Raw genomic sequence first — 23,990 nt, 5'->3', positions numbered from 1 at the left:
TGCCGGGCGCTCTCAATTGAGACTGAAGTCGACCCGTGTCGTCGGGCCCTGGTCCGTGATGCCGTCCGCATCGAGCTTCGGCGAGACGATGTAGACGCGCCCAAGGTCAGTCTTGCCCTGGAAGTATTGAAGCACCACCGATGCCCGGCGCTGGGCAAGCTGGCGCAGTTGCTCGGCGTCGACCGTCGTATGGTCGAGCAGCATCTGCTTCATAGTGTCAGCGGGTTGGGATTTCGTCAGTCCGACGAGGTTGGTTTCTTTCTTGAAATCCGCCTCCTTCCAGGCGCGCGTCAGGTACTTGTCGTATTCGTCGGGGGCGATCGTGATTTCGTCGGTATCGATGCTCTCGCCCTTGCCGACGACATCCTTGATCTTCTGCGCCTTGATCTGCCGATCGACCGACACCTGCCGCAACGCCGGCTCGTCGACCTTCGGATCGACCCGGCCGATCAGGTCGAGCTTGATGCTGGTCTTGTCGTTGAGCACCTTCGCGACGGTGTCGAGTTTCGTCTTCTGCTCATCGGACAGTTTCGCGCGACCAGGCGGGAATTCGACGTAGCCGAGGTCCTCGCCGTGGCCGCCGCCGCCGCTGCCGCCGAATGCGTTCGCGATCAATGAGAACGGCGCCGTGATCGCCTTCTGGAGCAGGTTCAGCACGGCCTGCCAGATCAGCGCACCGACGCTGAACTCCGGGTTCGACAAGGAGCCCGACACCGGAATATTGACGTCGATCTCGCCACGCGAATTCGACAGCAGCGCGACCGCGAGCTTGACCGGCAGCTTGGTCGCCGTGTCGTTGTCGACGTGGTCGCCGAAGGTCAGCTGATCGATGAACAGATGGTTGTCGGCTGACAGGTGATCGTTGTCGAGCACGTAGTGGAGATCGACATTGAGCTTGCCCTTGGTGATCGGGTAGCCCGCATATTTCGTCGAGTATGGCGTGAGATGGGTCAGCTCGACGTCGTGGGCCGCCGCGGTCACGTCGAGTGCGGGAATCCGCGTGAGCGGATTGATCGAGCCTTTGATCGTCACCGGTCCGTTGGCGGCGAGCTTGGCCTCGATGTCGACCGGCGCGGGCGTGGTCGAGCGCGTGCCGAATGCACCGATGGTGCCGTTGATATCGACCAAGCGCGCGGTGAAGTTGGGCTGGATGAAATTGTCCGCGTAGACGGCCCGGCCCTTCTGCAGCACGAGCTGGTTGAAGCGGAGGTCGAGGTCGGGTTTGGCGACATTCGCTACCTGCACCGGCGTGCCGGGGGTAGCCGCCGCGGTACCAGTTGCAGTACCCGTTGCAGTAGCGCTCGAGGCAAGGGGCGCGGCGGCCACCGGGGCCTCCACTGAGCTTGTCGCCGGACTTGCCTCGACGCGCGACGCAGCCCCCGCGGAGGACACCACCTTCGATTCCGTCTCGCGCGAAGGCTTCGAGTCGGCCCGGGTCGACGAAGCCGAAGCGGCCACGTCGGTCGCCATCGACTTCTTCGGCGCACCCGGTTCGGCAAGCACGTCCTTCAGATTCAAACGCCCTTGTTTGTCGAGCACTACGCTTCCGTAGAAGCTCGCAAAGGTCACGAGCCCCGCCGACACGCTGGTGTGCTTTTCGTCATGGCTCACCGCGAGTTTCGAAAACGACAGCGTGCCCCAGCCGCCGAACGGCTGCGAGGTGAGCTTGTCGAGCATGCGCACATCGATCATCGCGGCATCGCCCTTGTAGCCCGTCTTCATGGTCGGACCGCTGCCCGACAGCGTGAGCTCGCCGCTCGCGTTGACACGCGCGCTCGCGACGGTCACGTTGAGGTACCGCCCAAAATAGGGCTCGACGGCCGCCACATCGAGCCGCTTGCCGTTCAGACGGAGGGCGACATCGAGCGGCTCGAGCGAGACGCGGCCGTCTGCATCGAAGGTTCCACTGCGATTCAGCGTGCCCGCCGTCGAGATCTGCCACGGCTTGCTGAAGTCATCGCTGAGTCCCTTGAGCGTGAAATCGAGCGGCTCGATCATGACAACCACGGGCTTCGCCGTGGTCCGGTCGGTGAATTCGACACTGGATTTCCGCAGCGCCAGCGAGTCGATCCGGTAGTGCCAGGGCTGTTGCTCGGGTGCGCCCTTGACCGCCTTCGCTGCCGCTTGCAGGGCCGGCGCCTGTGCGGGTCCGGGCGCCGAAGCGCCGGAGCGCTGGAGCTTCATCAGGTCGATCGTTCCATCGCTCAGGCGCTGGCCCTTCACTGCGAGACCATCGAGCTCGACGGAGGTCACGACAGCCTCCCGCGCGCCGAGATCGACATGATCGATGTGCGCGAGCGCATGGCCGATTCCGAGCACGGGCTGCCTGCTCTCTTCCGCGACGAGCTGCAGATCGTCGAGACCGACCGAGGCGTTGCCGACATGCAGCGCGAGCGGCGCCTTCGACCAGTCGACATCGAGCGGTGCGCTGAGATCGAGCGTGCCTTTGGTAACCGTGCCCGCGAGAAAGGGGCTCAGATACGGCTGCTGGGGAGCGAGCGCGATTCGCTTCGCATCGAACTGGAGGCGCGTGCGGCCGGCGCCGAGCCAGAGATCGCCCGCCGCCTTGATCGAGGCACCATCGTTGAAGCCGCTCGTGAGCGTGTAGTGGGCGGGGTCCTTCGACAGCGTGGCGAAGCGGGTGACGCCGACATCGAGGTTCGTCACCTCGAAGCGCATCGGGCCGTTCGTGGGCAGCTTGTCGACGACGTGAATCACGGCATCGTTGATCGACAGCTTCGCGACAGCAAAATCGACCGGTGGTGGTGTGGCGGCGTCCTTGCTCGCGGAAGCGGAGGATGCCGAAGCGGAAGCGGAAGCAGAAGCCGACGCCGCAGCAACGACCGAGGCGGAGGAAACGGGCGCGGCCGCCTGCGAAGCTGACTGCGCCGGTGACTGTGACGGTGACTGTGAAGCAGGAGCCGGGACCGGCGCCGCAGCCGCAGTGGAGTCCGATGCGGGCGCGGCCGCTCTCGCGGCCACGGGCGGCGGCGCAGGCAGGGACAACACGTTGAGCTTGCCTTGCGCGTCGCGTGACAGATTGACGACTGCCTTGTCGAGCCGGACCTCGTCGAAATGAAACACCCGCCGCAACGGTTCGACCGATGCGGCGGCCACGTGGATTGCCTCCGCGTTCGCAAGCGCGGTGCCGGCATGGTCCGTCACCGCGAGACCTGTGAGATCGACGGTGCCCGTCACGGTCAGGATCGGCCCGTTTTTGTCGATGAGGAAACGGATGTCCAGATCCGACGACAGCGCCCCCTTCGTGACCGCCACGGGCAGCGGCGCCGGCGAATAGGAGAGCAGCTTCGGCACATCGAGCCCCTGGAACTGCAAGGCGATATCCGATTCGCGCGAGCTCGCGAAAGGCTTGGTCTTGCCGGTGATCGATAGAGGACTGCCGTCGATGCGCATCTTCAGCAGCGGCTGGACGTAGATATCGGTCTTCGACTGCAACGTCGCGATAAACGGCACGCCGAGCTGCCAGTCATCGATCACATGCTGTGCATCGAGCACGCGGTCGTCGAAATCGATCCGGCCGTCGACCAGCTTGATGTTCGAGACGGAGAATCCAAGCGGCTTGACGGCGGGCTGCGGCGATGGCTTCGAGAACTTGTCGACGAGATCGGAAAAGTTGAAGCGTTGCGGCGCGGTCCGCACGATATGGAAGTGCGGTGCCTGGATCGTCAATTCGTTGACGACCGGCGCAAGCCTGAACAGCGAGCCCCATGAAGGCCGCATGATCAGCTTGTCGAGCGAGATGAACGGTCCTGTGTTGCCGCGCTCCGCGATCGCGACCCGGTCGGCCTCGAAATTCAGCGTATAGGGGTTCAGTGCGATGCGCCCGATCGATACGGGACGCTCGAGCATCTTGCCGAGCTGCTGTTCCGCGACATGCCGAATCAGCGGCGGTGCGGCGAAGAAGCCGAGCAGTCCGAAGACCGCGATCGCGATGAGAACTCCGAGCAACCAGCGATGCGTACGGCGAGACTTACCGATCCGGACCAGATGCTGTTTGACTTCGGCAGGCGATAGCTTGTGCGTCGTCGACATGAAATGGCTCGCGGACAGATCGGGGAGTCGTCTCCTCTCGCGAGTATAACAACCACCCGTATCCGTGCGTGCCTAGAATGTAACGCCCGCGATCAGCACCAGGTTCGCATAGGGAGTGCACTCGCCCGTGCGGATCACGGCGCGCGCATGGTAGGCAAGCTTCTTGATCTCCTCATGTGAAACGATCTGCCGCGTGCCGAGTTGAGCAGCCGGCAGCCGTTCGAGCCAGCCGTCGTTGCGTGCGAATGTTTCGTGCGCAACGATATGCGACTCGACCTGCATCTCCGTCAACAGCACCTCGGTCGTCACGACGAGACCCGGCATGCCGGGCGCCAGCGCGAGATCGATGATCTCGACCGGGGTGCCATGTGGCGTGGGCATGCCCGCATCGCTCACGAGCACCATGTCGCCATGACCCAGGCTCGCGATCAGGCGCGAGAGCGCGGCATTCAACAATTGGGTTTTCTTCATGGCACGGGCACGCCCGGGGAGCTCTCGATTTCATGCAGATAAGGAATCGAGGGCTGCGCACCCGCACGCGTGACCGACAGGGCCGCCGCGGCAAGACCGAAACGCACCGCATCGTCACTCGCGCGTCCGGCTGCGAGCGCGGCGCAGAAGCCACCCACGAAGGTATCGCCGGCCGCGGTCGTATCGATCGCCTCGACGCGGCGCGCGGGATAGTGTCGCCCGCCCTCCCGGCCCTCGTCGGCGCCGAGCACGAATACGCCCTGCGCGCCAAGCGTGACGATCACATGACGAGCACCCTGTTCGCGCAAGGCCCAGGCAGCGGCGCGCGCGGTCTCCGGGGAGACGACCTTGACGCCCGAGAGTTCAGCCGCTTCGATCTCGTTCGGAATCAGGAAGTCCACCGTCTCGAGCCAGGCTCGCGTGAGCGGGCCGGTCACCGGGGCGGGATTGAGCACGACGACACAGCCGTTGCGGCGCGCGATCTGCATCGCCTCGAACACGGTCTCACCCGGCGATTCGAGCTGACAGACCACCACGGCAGCCTGTGCAATGGTCTGCTCATGTTCCGCGACCGCCTCCGATGTCAGCGCGCCATTGCTGCCCGCGACGATCACAATTGCGTTCTGGCTTGCATCATCGACGGTGATCACCGCCACGCCGGTGGGCAGATGCGGATCGCCCGACACACCGGTACAGTCGATCCCTTCTTTCTCGAGCCCCTGCTTGAGTTGATTGCCATTCGCGTCGTTACCGACGCGTCCGATCATCGATACCTGCGCGCCGAGCCGCGCGGCGGCGACGGCCTGATTGCCGCCCTTGCCGCCAGGCACTTGCGCAAACGATTCACCGACCAGGGTTTCACCCGGATGGGGCATGCGTGCAGCGCGCACGACGAGGTCCATATTGAGGCTGCCGATCACGACGACCCGGCCGTGGCCGCTATGGGTTGATGTGTTGTTGTTCTTGTTCATTGCTTCGAATCATGCGTTGTGAAAAAAGGAATGCCCGGCGGGGCGCTCGACTCGCGCACCACCAGGCGCGGCTCGATCATATGCTTGCGCACGGGTCCCGTGACGGTACCATCGATGCGGTCGAGCAGCGTCCTTGCGGCCATCTCGCCAAGCCGCAGGATCGCCTGCCCGACAGTCGACAGTGAAGGGTAGACATAACGGCTCAGCTCGACGTCGTCGAATCCGACGATCGAGCAATCGGCCGGCACGCGTATGCCGCGCTCGGCCGCGGCGCGCAGCGCACCAATGCCCATCAGGTCGTTGCCCGCGAAAATCGCACTCGGCGCGATCCCGTCGAACAGGATCGACGCGGCCGCATAGCCGCCCGGGCTCGAGAAGTCGCCTTCGACGACCGCGCCGGGGGGCACCTCGAGACCGCGCTCGGCCATCGCGAGCCGGAAGCCCGCGACACGCATCGCGCTGACTGCCGTCGTCGCGGGCCCCGCGATACAGCCGATCCGCGTATGGCCCAGATCAACGAGATAACGCGTGGCCAGCGCGGCCCCCGCCTCGTGGTCGATCTGCACTAGATCCGCCGGCAAGCCCGCGATGGGACGGTCGACGATCACGACGGGCACGCCCGCATGGCTCAACGCATACGAGGCGTGTTCATCGTCGCCCGCCGATGCGACGATCAGGCCGTCGATGCGCTTCTCGTGGAGCACGCGCAAGTATTCGCGCTGGGTGGCGACGTCGTTGTCCGAGTTGCAGAGAAACACGCAATAGCCATGGCGCCGGAAATACCCCTCGATGCCCCGTGCGATTTCGGCAAAGTAGGGATTCGTGTTGTTCGGCACGAGCAGGCCGATCGTCGCGGTCGCCTGGGCCTTGAGCGATCGCGCGACCGCCGAGGGCACGTAGTTGAGCTCGGCGATCGCCGCCAGGACGCGCACGCGCTTGTCGTCGCTGACAGGCCGCGAGTTGTTCACGACGTGCGACACGGTCGTATACGACACGCCCGCACGCACCGCAACGTCCTTGATGGTCGACATAAATCCCCTGCTCCGCCGCGCCGTTCAGGCGCTGCGTTTGGCGCGATGGCTGCGGTAGGTGTCGAGCACCACCGCGACCACGATCACCGCGCCCGTAATGATCCGCTTGGTCGGTTCGTTCGCGCCGATCTGCGCAAGTCCTGCCGCCAGCACCGAGATGATCAACACGCCGAAGAAGGTGCTGATCACCGAACCGCGGCCGCCCATCAGGCTCGTGCCGCCGATCACGACCGCCGCGATGACCTGCAGTTCGACGCCCGAGCCCGCATTCGGGTCGGCGGCCTCGAGCCGCGAGATCTGAAACAGCGCCGCCAGTCCCGCGAGTGCACCCATCAGTGCGAACACGATGATCTTGTACGGCCGCGGGTCGATGCCCGCGAGACGCACCGCTTCCTCGTTCGTGCCGATGCCGATCAGGTAGCGGCCGAATACGGTGCGCGTCAGCACGAGCTGGGCGACGATCATGACGAGCACGGCGATGATGAAGGCGGGCGAGATCCCCACTGCGATCGGATTCGCGAGCCAGTCGAAGGCATCGCCGATATACGAGGTCCGCGAGTTCGTCAGCTGATAGGCCAGGCCGCGGGCCATCTCGAGCACCCCGAGCGACACGATGAACGAGGGGATCCTCCAGGCGACCGTCACGGCGCCCGTCAGGCTGCCCGCGAGCGCGGCGATCAGCAGGCCCGCGAGGGCGGCCGGGATCGGACTCCAGTGCCATTGCAGCGACGCGACGCTGACCGCCGACGCGGCGAGCGCGAGCACCGAGCCGACCGACAAGTCGATGCCCGCGATGATCAGCACGAAGGTCATGCCGACAGACATCACGACGAGATCGGGAATCTGATTCGCGATCGTGATGAAGGTGTCGTAGGTCAGGAAGTGCGAGCTCAGCGTCGAGAACAGCGCGATCATCGCGAGCAGCGCGCCCGCGAGGCCGAGATAGCTCGTGAGCCCCATGCGGGTACCGGCGTTGACAGTACGCGCCGGCGGAGGAACCACCGCTTCGGCCGGCTTGTTGGAGGAGGTCGTCATGATGTTTCTCTTGTCAGTAGTTCTTCACGCTTCGCGTAGCCGGAAAAGGCCGCGGCCAGCAGACTGTCCTGCGTCCATTCGTCGCGGCCGAAGGTCTCGACCATCCGGCCGGCCGACATCACGCCGATCCGGTCGCAGATCAGCATGAGCTCGCGCAGATCGCTCGACACGACGACCAGGGCCTTGCCGCTGCGGGCCTGGGCACCGAGCAGGCCATAGATGTCGAACTTCGCGCCGACATCGATGCCGCGCGTCGGCTCGTCGAACAGCAGCACCTCGCAGTCGCGTTCGAGCCAGCGGCCAATCACGACTTTCTGCTGGTTGCCGCCCGAGAGCTCGCCCACCGGCTGCTGCCAGCTCGAGGAGCGGATATGCATCGCATCGATCTGGCGATGCGAGAGCGCGGCCTCGCGCTCGCCGTCGACGACGCCGTATCGCGACACGGCGTCGAAATTGCCGAGCGCAAGGTTGGCACCGATCGACTGCGTGAGCAGGAGGCCTTCACCTTTGCGGTCTTCGGTGATCATCGCGATGCCGTGCCGGACCGCATCGGACGGCGACTTGATCTTCGCGGGTACGGGCGGCTCGCCGAGCGAGACCGTGCCGCTGTCGGTCGGGTCCGCGCCGAAGATCATCCGCAGCAGCTCGGTGCGGCCCGCGCCGATCAGACCGCTGATCCCGAAGATCTCGCCGCGCCGGACTTCGAACGACACGTCGCGCACGACCGTGCCGCGCGTGAGCCCGTCGACGCGCAATACCGGCGCGCCGATGCGACGCTCGCCGAGATCGATCTTCTCGCCGATTTCGCGCCCGACCATCAGCGTCACGAGGCGGTCGGTCGCGTAGTCGGCAATCGCGCCCACGCTCACGAGCTTGCCGTCGCGCAACACGGCAATGCGATTCGCGATCCGCGCGAGCTCTTCGAGCCGGTGCGAAATATAGATGATCGCGACGCCCTCGCGCTTGAGCCGTTCGACCTGTTCGAACAGCAGGTCGACCTCACGACCCGTCAGCATCGCGGTCGGCTCATCGAGAATCAGCACGCGGCAGTCGCCGATCAGGTTGCGGGCGATCTCCACCATCTGCTGGTGGCCGATGCCCAATGCGCTCACCGGCGTATCGGGATCGAGCGAATCAAGACCCACACGCGCCATCGCGGCTCGCGCGTCTTCACGCAGCTTGCCGCGCGAGATCCAGCCGAGACCTTTGATCCTCGGCAACTGATTGAGGAACAGGTTCTCGGCGATCGTCAGCGTAGGCAGCAGGTTGAGTTCCTGCATCACCATGCGCACACCTTGTGCCTCGGCGTCGCTGCGGCTCACCGGCGCGAACGGCGCGCCCTGATAGTTCATCGAGCCGTGCGTCGGCGAAACAAGGCCGCCGATGATCTTCGACAAGGTGCTCTTGCCCGCGCCATTCTCGCCGGTCAGTGCGAGCACTTCGCCGGAAATCAGTGTCAGGTCGATGTCCGACAGGACCGGTTCGACATAGGTCTTGCCGACTCCGGCAACCGTGAGCACCGGCTCGCCGGGCTGCGGTTCGCGTGGTCCGGTATCGCGCGCTTGCGTACCGGCCAGGCGGGAAGATGCCACTGCACTCATGCCGTCTCCTTCAGCCCGGAGCAGCGCCGACTTCGGCATGCCGCCCCGGTTTCACGTCAGATCAAACGCATTTGCTTGCTAGATACAGCTTACTTCTTGGTAACGAGTTCGACCGGCGTCTCGACGATGTCCGAGAGATCGTTCTGCTTCTTGTGATCGTGAATCGCCTTGAGCGCCGTGTCGATACCAAAAACGGCCTGCTTCGCGGCGAACTGGTCGGCGGTCGCGAGCACGCGGCCGTCGGCGAGCATCGGCTTGATCGCCGCGATGTTGTCGTAGCCGACGACGGCGACCTTGCCCGCACGCCCCGCCGCGCGCACGGCGGAGACCGCGCCGATCGCCATATTGTCGTTGCCGCAGAGAAGCGCCTTCATGTTCGGATATTCGTTGAGCATCGCCGACGCGACGGCATTGCCCTTGTCGATTTCCCAGTCGCCCGATTGCAGTGAGACGACCTTCGCGTTGACCGTGGCCATCGCATCCTTGAAGCCGGCCGAACGCTGCTGCGCATTGGTCGTGGTCGAGACGCCCTCGACGATGCCGACTTCATCGCCCGCCTTCAGCGTCTTGGCCAGATAGTCGCCGACCAGGCGCGCGCCCTTGCGGTTGTCCGGGCCGACGAACGGCACCTTGATGCCCTTCGACTGGACGACCTCGGGGTCGAGCCGGTTGTCGATGTTCACGACGATGATGCCCGCGTCGACCGCCTTCTTGATGACGGGCACCATTGCCTTCGAGTCCGCGGGAGCGATCACGATGGCATCGACTTTGGAGACGATCATCTGTTCGACGATGCGGATTTGCGCACTCGTGTCGGTCTCGTTCTTGATCCCGTTGGTGATCAGGTCGAAATCGGCGGTGTGCTGTTTCTGATAGTCCTTCGCGCCGTCTTCCATGGTGAGGAAGAACTCGTTGGCCAGCGACTTCATGACCAGGGCGACCTTGGGCTTATGGTCCTGCGCCTGCGCGCCGAGCGGCAGCATCGAGGCGGCGGCCAGCGCGACGCCGGCGGCCAGAATACGACGGCGGATGAGGTGGTTCATGAAGCGTCTCCTGTTTGAGTGAGTGCGGTCCGGCTTTGCCGTTGGCCGCAGTCACATATTGTGGCGTCCGCGCGCGGAATACGCGACGTACGCAATGACAAAATTTCCGCAAACGTTTGCGAATGGGATGATCGTGCGGAATATGGAGAAAGTCAATCGGGGGATGTTTTGCGGCGCATCAGATTCGAGGCTGCTCGTTGACGACATTCTGGACACGAATTTCAGAGAGTGCTCCGCCCGACGGGCGTCGGCGGAAATCGTGCCGCGTTTCGGGGTGCGATCGACCGGACACGCCCCGCCGTTTCCTCGGTATTTCCCCTAGGGAAGTCGTGGCGCGGACATGCGACACGTGAACACGGTCGGCCCTCATGTTCGCACTACTGATACGTGACGGTCAGTGAGGTCACGGCGGTCAGGGCACCGGGCTTGACGGTGGTCAGGGTCTGGTAGTAGCGCGCACTGAACGTGAGGGTCGCTGTCGCGTTGACGTCGCCGCCCACGTCATAGCTGGCACCGATCTGGACCATAACGGGCCAATTCATCGATCCATTCGATCGATATGTATTTAACAATCGTACAAATAAGGATCACGAAGAATACTCAGCATGGAGTTCGGTGGCTTGCCATCCGCGAACGGCCTTCTCTACGCAAAAAGACGCCTGAAACCAGCGATCACTTGCACGAATCCCATCAGCCCGACTCCAAACGCGGAAAGCACCGCGATTGCCGCGATCCAGTGCGCGGGAATGCGCGTGCGCAGCAAGGCGCTCGCCCCGCTCAGGCAGAGCCACCATGCGGCGGACCCGGCAAAAACCCCGGTCACCATGATCGCGGGTGCGAGCCACGCCCCCGCCGAGCTGGACGACACACTCGCCCCGAGCGCGGCGAACATCGCGACGAAGGACAGAATCGTCATCGGATTCGACAAGGTCAGCACAAAGGTCGACGCGAAAGCGCGCCGGCCGCTCGCCACAACCGGTACAGGGGCGTCCCGCCGCGCCCGGCTCCGAAAAATCGTCCATCCGAGCCAGACCAGGAACGCGCCGCCGCCGATCTGAAGGAAGTCCGTCAAGACCGGGAACCGCATGACGATACCCGCGACGCCGACCGCGCCCAGCAGGCCATAGACGGCGTCCGCGCAGGCCGCGCCGAGCCCTGTCGCGATGCCCGGCCTGAAGCCGCCGCTGAGGCTGCGCTGGATGCAAAGCATGCCGATCGGCCCCACGGGCGCGGCGATACAGAACCCGATCAGCAACGCGTTCAGAAACAACATGGCCCGCTACCCCGATGGCTGAAAAAGATGGCTGACAAAGCCGGGTCATGAATTGCCCCGACAGCTCCGCCTCGCGACGCGGGCGAGGTCTTGATACGCCCCCATAGGCAAATCCCGCACACTACGCCTATACTCAATTGAGTTCCTACAAGTATGCATTCAGCGAGGCTCGTCACCATGTCTACCATGACCCGACGCCAGTTCCTGAAAGTATCGGCGACCACCTTGGCCGGCTCGAGTCTCGCCCTGATGGGCTTCTCGCCGGAACCTGCGGTCGCGGAGGTCAGGGCCTACAAACTGACGCGCACGACGGAAACGCGCAACACCTGTCCCTACTGTTCGGTCGGCTGCGGCATCCTGATGTACAGCCTCGGCGACAACGCCAAGAACGCCAAGTCGAGCATTATCCATATCGAAGGCGACCCCGACCACCCGGTCAACCGCGGCACCCTGTGCCCGAAGGGCGCGAGCCTGCTCGACTTCATTCACAGCCCGAGCCGGCTCGAATACCCCGAATACCGCGCGCCAGGCTCCGACAAGTGGGAGCCCATCAGCTGGAACGACGCTCTCGGGCGCATCGCGAAGAAGATGAAAGAGGACCGCGATGCGAACTTCATCGAAAAGAACGAAGCGGGTGAGACGGTCAACCGCTGGCTCACGACGGGCATGCTTGCCGCGTCGGCTAGCAGCAATGAAGTGGGTTACCTGACTCACAAGACCGTCCGCAGTCTCGGGATGCTGGCATTCGACAACCAGGCGCGTGTCTGACACGGTCCGACGGTGGCAGGTCTTGCCCCGACGTTTGGCCGTGGTGCGATGACGAATCACTGGGTCGACATCCGCAATGCGGATGTGATCCTCGTGATGGGCGGCAATGCCGCGGAAGCGCACCCGTGCGGGTTCAAGTGGGTCACTGAAGCGAAGGCGCATCGCGGCGCGCGGCTGATCGTGGTCGATCCGCGTTTCACGCGTACCGCGTCGGTCGCCGATTTCTACGCACCGATCCGGACCGGCAGCGACATCGTGTTCCTCGGCGGCGTGATCAACTACCTGCTGACCCAGGACAAGATCCAGCACGAGTATGTCCGCAGCTACACGGACATGAGTTTTATCGTGCGCGAGGACTTCGCGTTCAACGATGGCTTGTACTCCGGGTACGACAAAGACAAGCACATGTACGTGGACAAGTCGTCGTGGGACTACGACATCGGCGAGGATGGCTTCGCCAAAGTCGATCCGACACTTCAGGATCCGCGCTGCGTCTACCAGTTGATGAAGACGCATTACTCGCGCTACACGCCGGAGATGGTCGAGAAAGCCTGCGGCACGCCGAAGGAGAAATTCCTGACCGTCTGCGAGATGCTGGCGAGCTGCTCGGTGCCGAGTCGTGCCGCGACGATCCTCTATGCGCTCGGCTGGACCCAGCATTCGGTCGGCTCGGAGATGCTGCGCACCGGCGCGATGGTCCAGTTGCTGCTCGGCAATATCGGCATCTCGGGCGGCGGCATGAACGCGTTGCGCGGCCATTCGAACATCCAGGGGTTGACCGATCTCGGCCTGCTGTCGAATGCGCTGCCCGGCTATATGACGCTCGGGCTCGACCGGGAACAGAACTTCGACGACTACATCAAGACGCGTGCGCCGCAACCGCTGCGGCCGAACCAGCTCAGCTTCTGGAAGAACTACAAGGCTTTCTTCGTGAGCTTCATGAAGAGCTGGTGGGGCGAGCACGCCAACGCCGACAACAACTGGGCCTACGATTACCTGCCGAAGTACGACCGCCTCTACGACCTGCTCAACACGATGGAGGAGATGCACAAGGGCAAGATCAACGGCTATATCGCGCAGGGCTTCAACCCGCTCGCCGCGGTATCGAACAAGCAGAAGAACATCGAGGCGCTGTCCAAACTCAAATGGCTCGTCATCATGGACCCGCTTGCGACTGAGACCTCTGAGTTCTGGAAGAACTATGGCGAGTTCAACGATGTGAAATCCGCCGATATCCAGACCGAGGTATTCCGCCTGCCGACCACCTGTTTCGCCGAGGAATTCGGTTCGCTCGTCAGTTCGAGCCGGGTCCTTCAGTGGCACTGGCAAGGAGCGGACGGCCCGGGCGAATCGCGCAGCGATCTCGCGATCATGGGTGAGCTGTTCATGCGGATCCGTGCGATGTACCAGAAGGACGGCGGCAAGTTCCCCGACCCGATCGTCAACTTGAGTTGGCCCTACGCCAACCCGAACAGCCCGACGCCTGAAGAGCTCGCGAGAGAGTTCAACGGCAAGGCGCTCACCGAGCTGACCGATCCGAAGGATCCCGCGAAAGTGCTGGTCAAGGCCGGCGAACAGTTATCGGGCTTCGGACAGTTGAAGGACGATGGTTCGACGGCGAGCGGCTGCTGGATCTTCTGCGGCGCCTGGACCCCGGCCGGCAACCAGATGGGCCGCCGCGACAACAATGACCCGACCGGTAACGGCCAGACGCTGAACTGGGCCTGGGCATGGCCCGCGAACCGGCGCATCCTGTACAACCGGGCGTCGTGCGATACGAGCGGCAAGCCCTTCGATCCGACCCGCAAGCTGATCGCCTGGAACGGCAAGGCCTGGACCGGCTCCGACACGCCCGACTACAAGGCCGACGAACCGCCCGAGAATGGCATGGGTCCGTTCATCATGAACGCCGAGGGCGTCGCACGCTTCTTCGCGCGCGACGGCATGGCCGAGGGTCCGTTCCCCGAGCACTATGAGCCGTTCGAGACGCCGCTCGGCTACAACCCGCTGCATCCGGACCATGCCGAAGTCACCAACAATCCGGCCGCGCGGATTTTCCCGGACGACAAGGCGTCGCTGGGCAAGGCCGCGGACTATCCACACACCGCGACGACCTACCGGCTCACCGAGCATTTCCACTACTGGACCAAGCATGCGCGGCTCAATGCGATCATCCAGCCGGAGCAATTCGTGGAGATCGGCGAGGATCTCGCGAAGGAAGTCGGCGTCGTCGCGGGCGATCGCATCAAGGTCTCGTCCAAGCGCGGCCATATCATCGCGGTCGCGGTCGTGACCAAGCGGATCAAGCCGCTCATGATTGACGGCAAGAAGGTGCAGACCGTCGGCATCCCGCTGCATTGGGGATTCAAGGGTTTGACCAAGCCCGGTTACCTGGTCAATACCCTGACGCCCGCAGTCGGCGACGCGAATACCCAGACGCCTGAGTTCAAGTCTTTTCTGGTCAAAGTCGAAAAGGCCTGACACCCAAGGGAGCCCGATATGGCATTGCAATCGCTCGATATCAAACGCATGTCGGCCACGACCGTCCCGGAGACGTCGATCCGCGAGCCGGCCACCGGCGCGGTCGCGAAGCTCATCGACGTGACCAAGTGCATCGGCTGCAAGGCCTGCCAGACCGCGTGCATGGAGTGGAATGACCTGCGCGACGACATCGGCACGACCACCGGCATCTACGACAATCCGCGTGACTTGAGCGAGCACTCGTGGACGGTGATGCGCTTCGCGGAATACGAGAACTCGAATGGCAACCTCGAATGGCTGATCCGCAAGGACGGCTGCATGCACTGCGAGGACCCGGGCTGCCTGAAGGCCTGTCCGTCGCCGGGCGCCATCGTCCAGTACACGAATGGCATCGTCGACTTTCACGAGGAAAACTGCATCGGCTGCGGCTACTGCATCGCGGGCTGCCCGTTCGACGTGCCGCGGCTGTCGAAGAAGGATCACCGTGTCTATAAGTGCACACTGTGTTCGGACCGGGTCGCGGTCGGCCAGGAACCCGCATGCGTCAAAACCTGCCCGACCGGCGCGATCATGTTCGGCACCAAGGTCGACATGAAGGTGCACGCCGAGGAACGCATCGTCGATCTCAAGGACCGCGGCTTCGAGCATGCGGGACTCTACGATCCCGCGGGCGTCGGCGGCACGCACGTGATGTACGTGCTCCATCACGCGGACCAGCCGGGGCTGTATAGCGGCCTGCCGAAAGATCCGCACATCAGCCCGATGGTATGGATCTGGAAAGGTATCGCCAAGCCGCTCGCGCTGGCCGGCATCGCGTTCGCGGCCTTGGCCGGGTTCTTCCACTACACGCGGGTCGGGCCCAACGAAGTGGGAATCAACGACGAGCTCGACGCGCAGGACGACCTGCGCCGTGCCCGCGAAGACGACAATGGCGGTGTGCGCCGCGATGAGGAGCGCTACGATGTCTGACCCCTTGCACGACCCGGAAGCCCCGCCTCGCGCCGGCCACCGCCGCTATCGCGACCGCCCCCGCGTGGTCGAGGATTCGATCGTGCGCGATGCATCGCTCGACGGACGCGATCTCATCGTCCGCTATACGCCGAACGACCGCAGCAACCACTGGATCACCGCGATTTCGTTCATCCTGCTCGCGCTCTCGGGTCTCGCGATGTTTCATCCGGCGATGTTCTGGCTGTCGTCGCTGTTCGGCGGCGGCCAGTGGAACCGGATCCTCCATCCGTTCATCGGCGTCGTCATGTTCGTATCGTTCGCGCTGCTCGCGATGCGCTTCTTTCACCACAACCTGCTCGACCGCGACGACATCCAGTGGCTCAAACGGATGGACGATGTGATCGTGAACCGCGAGGACAGGCTGCCCGAAGTCGGGCGCTACAACGCCGGGCAAAAATTGTTGTTCTTCACGATGATCGTGTGTCTGTTGCTGCTTTTGCTCAGCGGCATCGTGATCTGGCGCCGCTATTTCTCGTTCTATTTCCCGATCGAAGTGATCCGGTTTGCCGCGGTGGTTCATGCGGCGACCGCGTTTGTGCTGATCGTGGGAATCATCATCCATATCTATGCGGCGATCTGGGTCAAGGGCTCCATCGGCGCGATGGTGCGTGGCACCGTCACGCCCGGCTGGGCGCGCAAGCATCATCCGCGCTGGTTCCGCGAGGTGGTCAAGTCGGAACGGCGCTGAATCGAGCGTTGGCCCCCGGGGTGCTTCCGGCATGACTTCGGGGGTGCCTCCGGGTTGACCCCGAGGGTAGACCCAGGGGGGTGGACCCGGCTAGCGGTCCGCGTGCACTTCACGTAGGATTCCATACAGGCCAACGCCTGCTCGCGAGCATGGGTGAGTGAGCTTCCTGGACTCAGGAAGCGGTGCACAGGTGAGCGGGATCCGTGCGGGTTTCGCGCGTACGAACCTGACGTTGTCGTTCCTGAAGGGACCTCATGCAACGTATCCTTGAACCGGGCGAGATCCAATCGCTCGATGCGACCGCCCTGCCACGCGTGCGGCTGCCCCAGCGCGCGGACGTATTCGCCGCGCGTGCGCGGCGTCTGCGAGAGCTGGCCGGCGGCAATGCGATCGGTGGTTATCTGCGCCTCATGGCAATCCTGGTCGACGCGCAGCAGCAGGTCCTCTCCGGACTCGACGAACCCGTGTTCGACGTCGCATCGACCCTGCTCGCGCAGCGGCACGGCATGCCGATCGTACCGGCCGTGGCCCCATCGCTCAGGCCTGAATGGCGCACCGTACTCGGCGAACTCGTCGAACGTGTTGCGACACAAGTCGCGGCGGCGGACAAGCTCGCGGCAAGCGCGGAGATCGCAACGGGGACCCCGGCAGGGACCTCATCGGCCCCGACAAAAACAGCCGCGGCAGCCGCCACACCCCCTTCGTTCATCGCCTTGCTAGCGCGGCTTCGAGACACGTCCACGGCCGAACTCGATGCACAGGCATCGGCCCTGCTGGAACGGCAACTCGATGAAATCGACGCGGGCACCGCCCCGCTCATCTACGCCGCCCTGCAGATCGTCTGGACGCAGCGCGCCTGCGCGCTCGCGAACGAAGACATGCCCTACCTCGATGCGCCGGGCTTGTGCCCAGTCTGCGGATCACCGCCGATTGCGAGCATCGTGCGGGTCGGCGGCGCCTATGACGGCTATCGCTATCTAGAGTGCACGCTCTGCGCGACACAAACCCATTTCGTGCGCGTCAAATGTTCGCATTGCGCGTCGACCAAGGGGATCGCCTACCAGAGTATCGAAGGCAGTTTCGAGGGAACGCGGGCGGAATCGTGCGAAGAATGTCACTGCTATCGGAAGATCTTCGCCCAGAACAAGCTCTTCGACGCAGAGCCGTTTGTTGATGACCTCGCAAGCCTGTCCCTCGACCTCATGATGAACGAGGCCGGTTATCACCGCCCTAACCCTCATCCGTTTCTCTGGCCCGCCCGGGACGAGGGGGAGCACGCGTGAGTGAGGACGGAGGCAAGACCCTGGACGGCCTCGCGCGAATTCCGTCGGTCGAGCGGCTGATGTCTTCTGCGCCGTTCGAGTCCTTGATCGCCGTGCATGGACGAATTCAGACGATCGCCACGCTCAGGCGCGTGCTCGATCAGTGCCGTGAGGCCGCGCAAAGCACGCCCACCTCCCTCGCGCAAACGAGCTACGAATTCTTCGCGGCCCAAACGTCTGCCTTGCTCGACGCCGACGCCCGCTTGCGTCTGCGTCCCGTTTTCAATCTCACGGGCACCGTCCTCCACACGAACCTCGGCCGTGCGTTGCTTCCCGATAGCGCGGTGCAGGCCGTCGTCGACGCACTGTCGCGGCCCGTCAATCTCGAATTCGATCTCGACACGGGGGCACGCGGCGACCGTGACGATCTGGTGGTGCCGGTGCTGCGGGAACTCACGGGCGCGCAGGCGGCCACGGTCGTCAACAACAATGCGGCTGCCGTCCTGCTGATGCTCGCAGCGCTGGCACCGGGAAAGGAAGTCGTCGTCTCGCGCGGCGAACTGGTCGAAATCGGCGGCGCATTCCGCATTCCCGACATCATGTCGCGTGCCGGCGCCAGGCTCCGCGAAGTCGGTACGACCAATCGCACCCATCTGCGTGACTACGCCGAGGCGATCGGTCCACGTACCGCCCTGCTCATGAAAGTCCATGCGAGCAACTACGCGATCGAAGGCTTCACGCATGAAGTCGAACTCGGTGCCCTTGCGAGATTCGGACGCGAACACAGTCTGCCCGTCGCAGTCGATCTTGGCAGTGGCTCCCTCGTGGATCTCGCGCATTACGGCTTGCCGAAGGAGGCCACGGTCCGCCAGACACTCGAGGCCGGCGCCGACCTTGTCGCGTTCAGCGCGGACAAGCTGCTCGGCGGTCCACAGGCCGGCCTCATCGTGGGGCGCAAGGACCTGATCGCAAAGATCAAGAAGCATCCGCTCAAGCGCGCGCTGCGCGTGGGCAAGCTCACGCTTGCCGCTCTCGAACCCGTGCTGCAACTGTACCGAGCGCCCGAATTCCTGCGCGAGCGCCTGACCACACTGCGTCTGTTGACACGTCCCACAACAGAAATGCAGGCCGCGGCCGAGCGTCTGCTGCCGGTGTTCGAGCGGGCGATCGGACCGACCTACACCGTACGGGTCGAACCGATGCTCAGCCAGATAGGCAGTGGCGCGTTGCCGGTCGACCTGCTGCCGAGCGCCGGACTGGTCGCGCGGCGCGCGGACGGCAAAGCGGGAGAACGCGTATTGCTCCGACTCGAGGATGCGCTGCGTGCCCTGCCGCGCCCCGTGATCGGCCGCATCGCGGACCATGCGCTGCGGCTCGATCTGCGTTGTCTCGAAACGGCCGACGAGGCGGTGTTCGCTGCCCAGCTCGCGTCGCTGCGGCTCTAGACAGTCTCGTACGAACGTCCTTCGATGATCATCGGAACCGCGGGCCATATCGATCACGGCAAGACTACGCTGGTGCGCGCGCTGACCGGTGTCGACACCGATCGCCTCAAGGAAGAGAAGGCGCGCGGCATCTCTATCGAACTCGGTTATGCCTACACGCCGCTCGCCAATGGGGAGGTACTCGGCATCATCGACGTACCCGGGCATGAACGCTTTATCCATGCGATGGCGGCCGGCGCCTGCGGAATCGACTTTGCACTGCTCGTCGTCGCGGCCGACGATGGCGTGATGCCGCAGACGCGTGAACACCTGGCGATCCTGCAATTGTTAGGCATCACGTCCGGCGTGGTCGCCATGACGAAGGTCGACCGGGTAGATGAGGCGAGGCGCGCCGAGGTGCGCGCGGAGATCGGGCATCTGCTCGAACCTACGCCGCTAGCCGGCGCTCGCATCTTTGAAACCAACGCGAACATGGCCGGCGACCCCGGTGTCGCCGCGCTCGATGCCGCGCTGCGCGAAGCGGCTGTCCATTGGCAGGCGCGGCGCGACGACGGTCTGTTCCGGCTCTCGGTCGACCGCGTCTTCACGCTCGCGGGTCATGGCACCGTCGTCACCGGCACAGTCTTCGCAGGCCGCGTCGCCAGCGGCGACACGCTGCGGCTCGCCCCTTCGGACGAACCGGTTCGCATCCGCGGTATTCATGCGCAAAACCAGCCGGCCGACAGCGGGCATGCGGGCCAGCGCTGCGCGCTGAACCTCGCGTCGATCGACAAGGACCGGATCCATCGCGGCGACTGGATCGTCGATCCGCGCCTTGCTCAGTCATCCGAACGCCTCGATACCGAACTGACGCTGCTCGCGGATGCGCCCTCGCCGCTTGCGCACTGGGCACCGCTGCACGTGCACATCGGCACCTCGCATCAAGTTGCGCACGCAGCTTTGCTCGAAGGCGAAACACTCGCACCGGGGGCGACCGCGCGCGTGCAGCTCGTCTTCGAACAGCCGGTCTGCGCGGTACCTGGGATGCGCTTTGTCGTTCGCAATGCGCAGGCCACGCGGACCCTCGGCGGTGGCCGCGTGCTCGACCCGTTCGGGCCGGAGCGCAAGCGACGCTCGTCCGAGCGGCATGCCTGGCTCGATGCGATGACGGCCTGGCTCGACGAGGGTCGTTTCGAGGTGTTGCTCGAAGCCGCACCGCTCGGCTTGCCACATGCGCGCGCCGTTCATCTCGCCGGCACGGCGATCGGCGAAATGCCGAACGCACAGATTCTTCCCGGCAGCACCGCTGACGATGCCGTCCTGATCCTCGACGAACATCGGGACCGGCTCGCGCAACGCGTGCTCGCCGCACTGCGCAGCTTCCACGAGCGCAGCCCGGACGAAGCCGGCCCTGACAGCACCCGGCTGCGGCGCATCGTCGCACAGGTCTGGCCTGATCCGCTCTGGAATGCCGTGCTCGACACCTTGATCCGGACCGGCGTGATCCAGCGCTCGGGCCCCTGGCTTCACCTTCCCGGACATACACAGGACGTCGGCGAGGATCAGCGGCGACTCGCTCAGCGCCTGCTGCCCCTGGTGCTCGCCGGCGGCTTCGATCCACCGTGGGTCCGCGATCTCGCCTCAGCGGCCGGCGCGGACGAGGAGCCGGTGCGTGAGGCCTTGCGGCGTCTCGCCCGGGAGGGGGCGCTTTATCAGGTGGTGCGCGACCTGTTCTACCATCCGGCATCGATCGGCAAACTTGCGGCGATTGCCGGCTCAATCGCGGGTTCCATCGCAGGCCCGGTTGGCGGCTCAGTCACCGGTGCAGTCACCCAATCGGATAGTGACTCGATTGGCGATTCAGTTGGCGATTCAGTCGGCTCCTTAGCCGCCCATTCAATCGCCGGCCGCCCCTCACGGCCCATCAATGCGGCCGCCTTCCGCGATGCAACCGGTCTAGGGCGCAAACGCGCGATTCAGGTTTTGGAGTTCTTCGATCGGCTTGGCTATACTCGTTTCCACCGCGACGCCCATTGGTTGCGCGGACCGCGCGGAACCCATCCGCTCGAACAACTGGACCCCGCGCATCCGGTCCGGTAACAGTTTCAGCGTTGGCGAAGGAAGGCATCCGCATCCGGTGGTGCGGCTGGGCTTCAAACTCAGTGGGGGGTGTCAGACACTCCCAGGTAGGTTCGACTCCTGCTGCCTTCCGCCATCAAGATTCCGGGGATCACCAACCGTGTTGTGGTGTGTCGACTTACCAGCGACTGCGCTTTCTTCGAAAGTGCGGTACGCCTCGATGGAGCCCAGAGTGGCTTTCCCTTGCTGGCGTATCGATGTGACCCGTCGCGGCGACGACCCTACTGCGAACTGCGAACTGTGAACTGTGCAGCTCAAGCAGTTCCAGCAGGCGCGGGGCCGCGACTGGCTTTCTGAGAAACGCCGCCACCCGAAGATGAGGCGGCGGTGTCGCCACCGAAGAGTTCAGAAGAACAGGAATCGTTGCAAACTCTGGCTCGGCTGCGAGCGCGCTGATGAGGGCGGGACCGTCCATGACCGGCATCATGAAATCCGAGACAACGATGTCTGGTCGCTTTCGGCGCGCTGCATGCAGTGCCTCGTCCCCGTTCGACGCAGTCATGACCTCGTAACCTTCCCCGCAAACCAACGTCTCAAGCGCTTGAAGCTGGTTTGTGTCGTCGTCGACCAGTAACACCATCACCATGATCCATCCCCAATGCGGTGATTTTTCACTTCGTCTGTTTGCCGGTAACCGCTATTGCGCTGCTCGCCCGAGTTGATAGCAGTCCGTTGGACGGGAGCGTTCTCGCGGCAGCTGACACTGCCGATAGCACCGTCTGTGCTCTCGTCGTCATCAGACGCGCGTGTTTGCCGGTGGGTCGCGCGCAATACCGCGACAAGCGATGCCCGACGTTCCGACGCTGACTTTCCGCCTGCGAGCAATTCCTGTTCGAACGCTCGTTGCAGAAACTCGGGGACCGCGTCGCTTAGCGCCTGCGACAGACGGTCGAGCATAGGCTTCCTTCTGTCGTCGAGAACGCCTGCCAACAGCGCCGCGAGTTCTTCCGTCAGTGCGGTGGAAATGGGCGCGAGCTGTGTTTTGAGGTCGTCAAGCGGAGGAGGCGTTCCCGGTTGGTTGATGCTCCTCAATGCAGACTTGCGCTTTGCGGCCATTGTGGGCTTCCCAAAATCTTTCGGTAGCGTGCGCCTGCGCGTTGAGTCCGTGTCAGGAGCCATAAAAATGCCAACAACCTGCACAACAGGGATTCACAGCACGCGACCCGAGGTCGGATCATCCCTCTTTGCGCTGTCATAACGGCGAGTGCTGCCTCGATGAGAGAAGAGTAAGTTTGGACGAAGGGCGAATCTACTCTACGGTAGGATATGTCGATGCCGCGTTGGTGTAGCTTGCCTATACGGGCGTATAACCGGAACGTTGATTTCCGAGCGGAGTCGATCTGCGAAACACCGTCCGTCGGCTAACGCGAAGGGACGACGGCCGCATGTCGCCGCGTCGAGGGGCGAAGTTAAAGACGAAACCGGCAACGTGAATCTGATTGTCCGACTATTCACGAGGCTAAACGAACGGGTTATCAACCGTACCGGTCGGAGCCGGCGGCTCGTCGACGATGTGTTCCGGCAACGACGGGTCTGCCTGCAGCACATCGACGACGCTTCCGATGGCCTGCTGCAGCGCGAGTGCGGCCTTCAGTCCAACCCTGTCGCGAGTGAGTTCCAGTGTGCCCGTTATGACAATGCGTACCGGGTCGTTGGTGACGGTCAACGCGTCACCGTGAATGTTCAGGACGTCCGTGTCATTCCCAAATGCCTCAAACACCATTCAGCCCTCCGATTCGCTTGTCCTTCAGGGACTCCGGAATGCCGGGGAAACGCAGACCGCTCGCCGCTTCGAGTTCGTGAACGCTCTCCACGTCGTACCGATTCGTGGCTTCATTATTCACCACAATGGCAAACGCGAGCTGCTGCGACTGGACGTATACGACTTTGAACAGCTGAGTGGGTACGAAGACGCCTGTTGCACCGATAGTCTTCAGTTGACGACCCGTGAACATGGGGCCGGTGACAACATAGGTATCGCCTCCATCGATGGCCATACGGCGAACCGCTTCTTCAATGTGAGCCCACAAGCGACGGTTATTCGTCGGATTCTGTGGGACCATGTTTGCGAGCGTGAACGATTCCGCCATGGCTTCGTCATTCCACTGGTCGCCGGCGGGACTCATGTGACCCCGGTCATAGCCGCTCTTTCGGTAGTCGGCGAGTGTCGCACCCTCGCCTTCCGGTAAGGTCGTCTCCGCATGAAACCTGTTTGTACGGAGTTCGCCTTTGGCCGCCATCAGGTGAGCTCGCGTCAGATACTCGGCCGACCACAGCGGCCCGTGCGTCACGCCGGAATGAAGCACCGCGAAGTCGGAGTAACAAAGCATCCGCGTTTTTGCCGCCAATTTGGCGTTCGCGAGTACGGGGGGTTGCCCACTAGGGCTGAACTGTCGACATTCCGGGGCGGCAGAAGCATAGGTTGCCACTGCAACCAGGAGAACAGCTAAGAGTCTCTTCATTCGCATTGGGTATGCAGTGATGGCACGGGCAAGTATCGCCAAGCAATAGTTGAACTCAAACGCATGTGGGAGAGATGCCATTAGTGTCTTGTTATCGGTACGCCATCGCATCCATGATTGCATGAAGCATGCGCATCCTTCCGGTCCTGCGAGTTTGCGAATGCTTCATGAGCGTGTCGTTTTCGAGCAGCCTATCTCACCATGCTGTTTGTTTACCGGAATCACTAAAGGATTCAGTCGTCGTTGCCGTAAAACCATGTGCCGCGCGCGGCTTACC

General features: G+C 63.6%; 19 protein-coding genes and 1 tRNA gene. 7 read left to right on the top strand and 13 right to left on the bottom strand.

Translation table 11 applies throughout. The features are described 5' to 3' along the window. Positions 1–12: 12 nt before the first annotated feature. The 9 genes from HV670_RS07630 to HV670_RS07590 all read right to left on the bottom strand — a co-directional run bounded on the left by HV670_RS07630 (position 13) and on the right by HV670_RS07590 (position 11,478). Complete coding sequence (locus tag HV670_RS07630; RefSeq protein WP_175104156.1) at positions 13–4,053, bottom strand: DUF748 domain-containing protein; 4,041 nt, start codon at positions 4,051–4,053, stop codon at positions 13–15. Between the two features lie 72 nt (positions 4,054–4,125). Then, entirely contained in the window at positions 4,126–4,524 is a 399-nt protein-coding gene (gene rbsD / locus HV670_RS07625) for a D-ribose pyranase (protein WP_175104155.1), read from the bottom strand. Beyond that, entirely contained in the window at positions 4,521–5,495 is a 975-nt protein-coding gene (rbsK, locus tag HV670_RS07620) for a ribokinase (protein ID WP_175104154.1), read from the bottom strand. The genes rbsD and rbsK overlap by 4 nt, the downstream gene beginning before the upstream one ends. Continuing rightward, positions 5,492–6,526: a LacI family DNA-binding transcriptional regulator gene (locus tag HV670_RS07615; RefSeq protein ID WP_175104153.1), complete on the bottom strand. Its 1,035-nt coding sequence runs from the start codon at positions 6,524–6,526 to the stop codon at positions 5,492–5,494. Before HV670_RS07615 ends, rbsK begins: the two co-directional genes overlap by 4 nt. 24 nt (positions 6,527–6,550) lie before the next feature. Continuing rightward, on the bottom strand, positions 6,551–7,561 hold the full coding sequence (locus HV670_RS07610; RefSeq protein ID WP_175104152.1) for an ABC transporter permease: 1,011 nt from the start codon (positions 7,559–7,561) through the stop codon (positions 6,551–6,553). Further along, positions 7,558–9,162: a sugar ABC transporter ATP-binding protein gene (locus HV670_RS07605; RefSeq protein ID WP_175104151.1), complete on the bottom strand. Its 1,605-nt coding sequence runs from the start codon at positions 9,160–9,162 to the stop codon at positions 7,558–7,560. Before HV670_RS07605 ends, HV670_RS07610 begins: the two co-directional genes overlap by 4 nt. Before the next feature lie 89 nt (positions 9,163–9,251). Next, positions 9,252–10,205 carry a sugar ABC transporter substrate-binding protein gene (locus HV670_RS07600; RefSeq protein ID WP_175104150.1) on the bottom strand — a complete coding sequence of 318 codons (954 nt, stop codon included), beginning with the start codon at positions 10,203–10,205 and terminating at the stop codon, positions 9,252–9,254. A 377-nt stretch (positions 10,206–10,582) separates the two neighbouring features. Next, positions 10,583–10,747 (bottom strand): hypothetical protein, encoded by a 165-nt coding sequence (locus HV670_RS07595; RefSeq protein WP_175104149.1) that lies wholly within the window; start codon positions 10,745–10,747, stop codon positions 10,583–10,585. 101 nt (positions 10,748–10,848) lie between these two features. Then, complete coding sequence (locus tag HV670_RS07590; RefSeq protein WP_175104148.1) at positions 10,849–11,478, bottom strand: LysE family translocator; 630 nt, start codon at positions 11,476–11,478, stop codon at positions 10,849–10,851. 177 nt (positions 11,479–11,655) lie between these two features. Here HV670_RS07590 and fdnG point away from each other — a divergent pair, with 177 nt between their 5' ends. From fdnG to HV670_RS07555, 7 genes are all read left to right on the top strand, one after another. Then, positions 11,656–14,727: a formate dehydrogenase-N subunit alpha gene (gene fdnG, locus HV670_RS07585; RefSeq protein ID WP_175104147.1), complete on the top strand. Its 3,072-nt coding sequence runs from the start codon at positions 11,656–11,658 to the stop codon at positions 14,725–14,727. An 18-nt stretch (positions 14,728–14,745) separates the two neighbouring features. Then, a complete protein-coding gene (fdxH, locus tag HV670_RS07580; RefSeq protein ID WP_175104146.1) occupies positions 14,746–15,696 on the top strand; it encodes a formate dehydrogenase subunit beta in 951 nt (316 codons plus the stop codon). Positions 15,697–15,760: 64 nt separating this feature from the next. Beyond that, a complete protein-coding gene (locus tag HV670_RS07575; RefSeq protein ID WP_246257156.1) occupies positions 15,761–16,426 on the top strand; it encodes a formate dehydrogenase subunit gamma in 666 nt (221 codons plus the stop codon). 254 nt (positions 16,427–16,680) lie between these two features. After that, the gene (locus tag HV670_RS07570) at positions 16,681–17,709 is read left to right on the top strand and encodes a formate dehydrogenase accessory protein FdhE (protein WP_175104144.1); all 1,029 of its coding nucleotides are present in this window, start codon (positions 16,681–16,683) and stop codon (positions 17,707–17,709) included. Further along, positions 17,706–19,133 carry an L-seryl-tRNA(Sec) selenium transferase gene (gene selA / locus HV670_RS07565; RefSeq protein ID WP_175104143.1) on the top strand — a complete coding sequence of 476 codons (1,428 nt, stop codon included), beginning with the start codon at positions 17,706–17,708 and terminating at the stop codon, positions 19,131–19,133. Before HV670_RS07570 ends, selA begins: the two co-directional genes overlap by 4 nt. Positions 19,134–19,157: 24 nt before the next feature. Next, positions 19,158–21,212, top strand: coding sequence for a selenocysteine-specific translation elongation factor (gene selB, locus HV670_RS07560; protein ID WP_175104142.1), 2,055 nt, complete (start codon positions 19,158–19,160; stop codon positions 21,210–21,212). 19 nt (positions 21,213–21,231) lie between these two features. Next, a tRNA-Sec gene (locus HV670_RS07555) sits at positions 21,232–21,327 on the top strand. 42 nt (positions 21,328–21,369) lie between these two features. Here the strand turns inward: HV670_RS07555 and HV670_RS07550 are convergent. The 4 genes from HV670_RS07550 to HV670_RS07535 all read right to left on the bottom strand — a co-directional run bounded on the left by HV670_RS07550 (position 21,370) and on the right by HV670_RS07535 (position 23,713). Continuing rightward, on the bottom strand, positions 21,370–21,837 hold the full coding sequence (locus HV670_RS07550; protein ID WP_175104141.1) for a response regulator: 468 nt from the start codon (positions 21,835–21,837) through the stop codon (positions 21,370–21,372). Then, positions 21,831–22,307 carry a hypothetical protein gene (locus HV670_RS07545; protein ID WP_175104140.1) on the bottom strand — a complete coding sequence of 159 codons (477 nt, stop codon included), beginning with the start codon at positions 22,305–22,307 and terminating at the stop codon, positions 21,831–21,833. The genes HV670_RS07550 and HV670_RS07545 overlap by 7 nt, the downstream gene beginning before the upstream one ends. Before the next feature lie 403 nt (positions 22,308–22,710). Further along, positions 22,711–22,971: a hypothetical protein gene (locus HV670_RS07540; RefSeq protein ID WP_175104314.1), complete on the bottom strand. Its 261-nt coding sequence runs from the start codon at positions 22,969–22,971 to the stop codon at positions 22,711–22,713. Next, on the bottom strand, positions 22,964–23,713 hold the full coding sequence (locus tag HV670_RS07535) for a DNA/RNA non-specific endonuclease (RefSeq protein ID WP_175104139.1): 750 nt from the start codon (positions 23,711–23,713) through the stop codon (positions 22,964–22,966). Before HV670_RS07535 ends, HV670_RS07540 begins: the two co-directional genes overlap by 8 nt. Positions 23,714–23,990 lie beyond the last annotated feature (277 nt).

Origin of the sequence: Pararobbsia alpina (assembly GCF_902859895.1) — a bacterium.
In the GTDB taxonomy this organism is placed as follows: domain Bacteria; phylum Pseudomonadota; class Gammaproteobacteria; order Burkholderiales; family Burkholderiaceae; genus Pararobbsia; species Pararobbsia alpina.
The sequence above is the reverse complement of the archived record's forward strand: the minus strand, read 5'-3'. Positions and strand labels throughout refer to the sequence as shown.

Coding starts and splice junctions, on each gene's coding strand:
- HV670_RS07605 (WP_175104151.1), bottom strand. CDS start 9,162: ATGAGTGCAGTGGCATCTTCCCGCCTGGCCGGTACGCAAGCGCGCGAT.
- fdxH (WP_175104146.1), top strand. CDS start 14,746: ATGGCATTGCAATCGCTCGATATCAAACGCATGTCGGCCACGACCGTC.
- rbsK (WP_175104154.1), bottom strand. CDS start 5,495: ATGAACAAGAACAACAACACATCAACCCATAGCGGCCACGGCCGGGTC.
- rbsD (WP_175104155.1), bottom strand. CDS start 4,524: ATGAAGAAAACCCAATTGTTGAATGCCGCGCTCTCGCGCCTGATCGCG.
- HV670_RS07600 (WP_175104150.1), bottom strand. CDS start 10,205: ATGAACCACCTCATCCGCCGTCGTATTCTGGCCGCCGGCGTCGCGCTG.
- HV670_RS07630 (WP_175104156.1), bottom strand. CDS start 4,053: ATGTCGACGACGCACAAGCTATCGCCTGCCGAAGTCAAACAGCATCTG.
- HV670_RS07545 (WP_175104140.1), bottom strand. CDS start 22,307: ATGGCCGCAAAGCGCAAGTCTGCATTGAGGAGCATCAACCAACCGGGA.
- HV670_RS07570 (WP_175104144.1), top strand. CDS start 16,681: ATGCAACGTATCCTTGAACCGGGCGAGATCCAATCGCTCGATGCGACC.
- HV670_RS07535 (WP_175104139.1), bottom strand. CDS start 23,713: ATGAAGAGACTCTTAGCTGTTCTCCTGGTTGCAGTGGCAACCTATGCT.
- HV670_RS07550 (WP_175104141.1), bottom strand. CDS start 21,837: ATGGTGATGGTGTTACTGGTCGACGACGACACAAACCAGCTTCAAGCG.
- HV670_RS07615 (WP_175104153.1), bottom strand. CDS start 6,526: ATGTCGACCATCAAGGACGTTGCGGTGCGTGCGGGCGTGTCGTATACG.
- HV670_RS07590 (WP_175104148.1), bottom strand. CDS start 11,478: ATGTTGTTTCTGAACGCGTTGCTGATCGGGTTCTGTATCGCCGCGCCC.
- HV670_RS07610 (WP_175104152.1), bottom strand. CDS start 7,561: ATGACGACCTCCTCCAACAAGCCGGCCGAAGCGGTGGTTCCTCCGCCG.
- selB (WP_175104142.1), top strand. CDS start 19,158: ATGATCATCGGAACCGCGGGCCATATCGATCACGGCAAGACTACGCTG.
- HV670_RS07595 (WP_175104149.1), bottom strand. CDS start 10,747: ATGAATTGGCCCGTTATGGTCCAGATCGGTGCCAGCTATGACGTGGGC.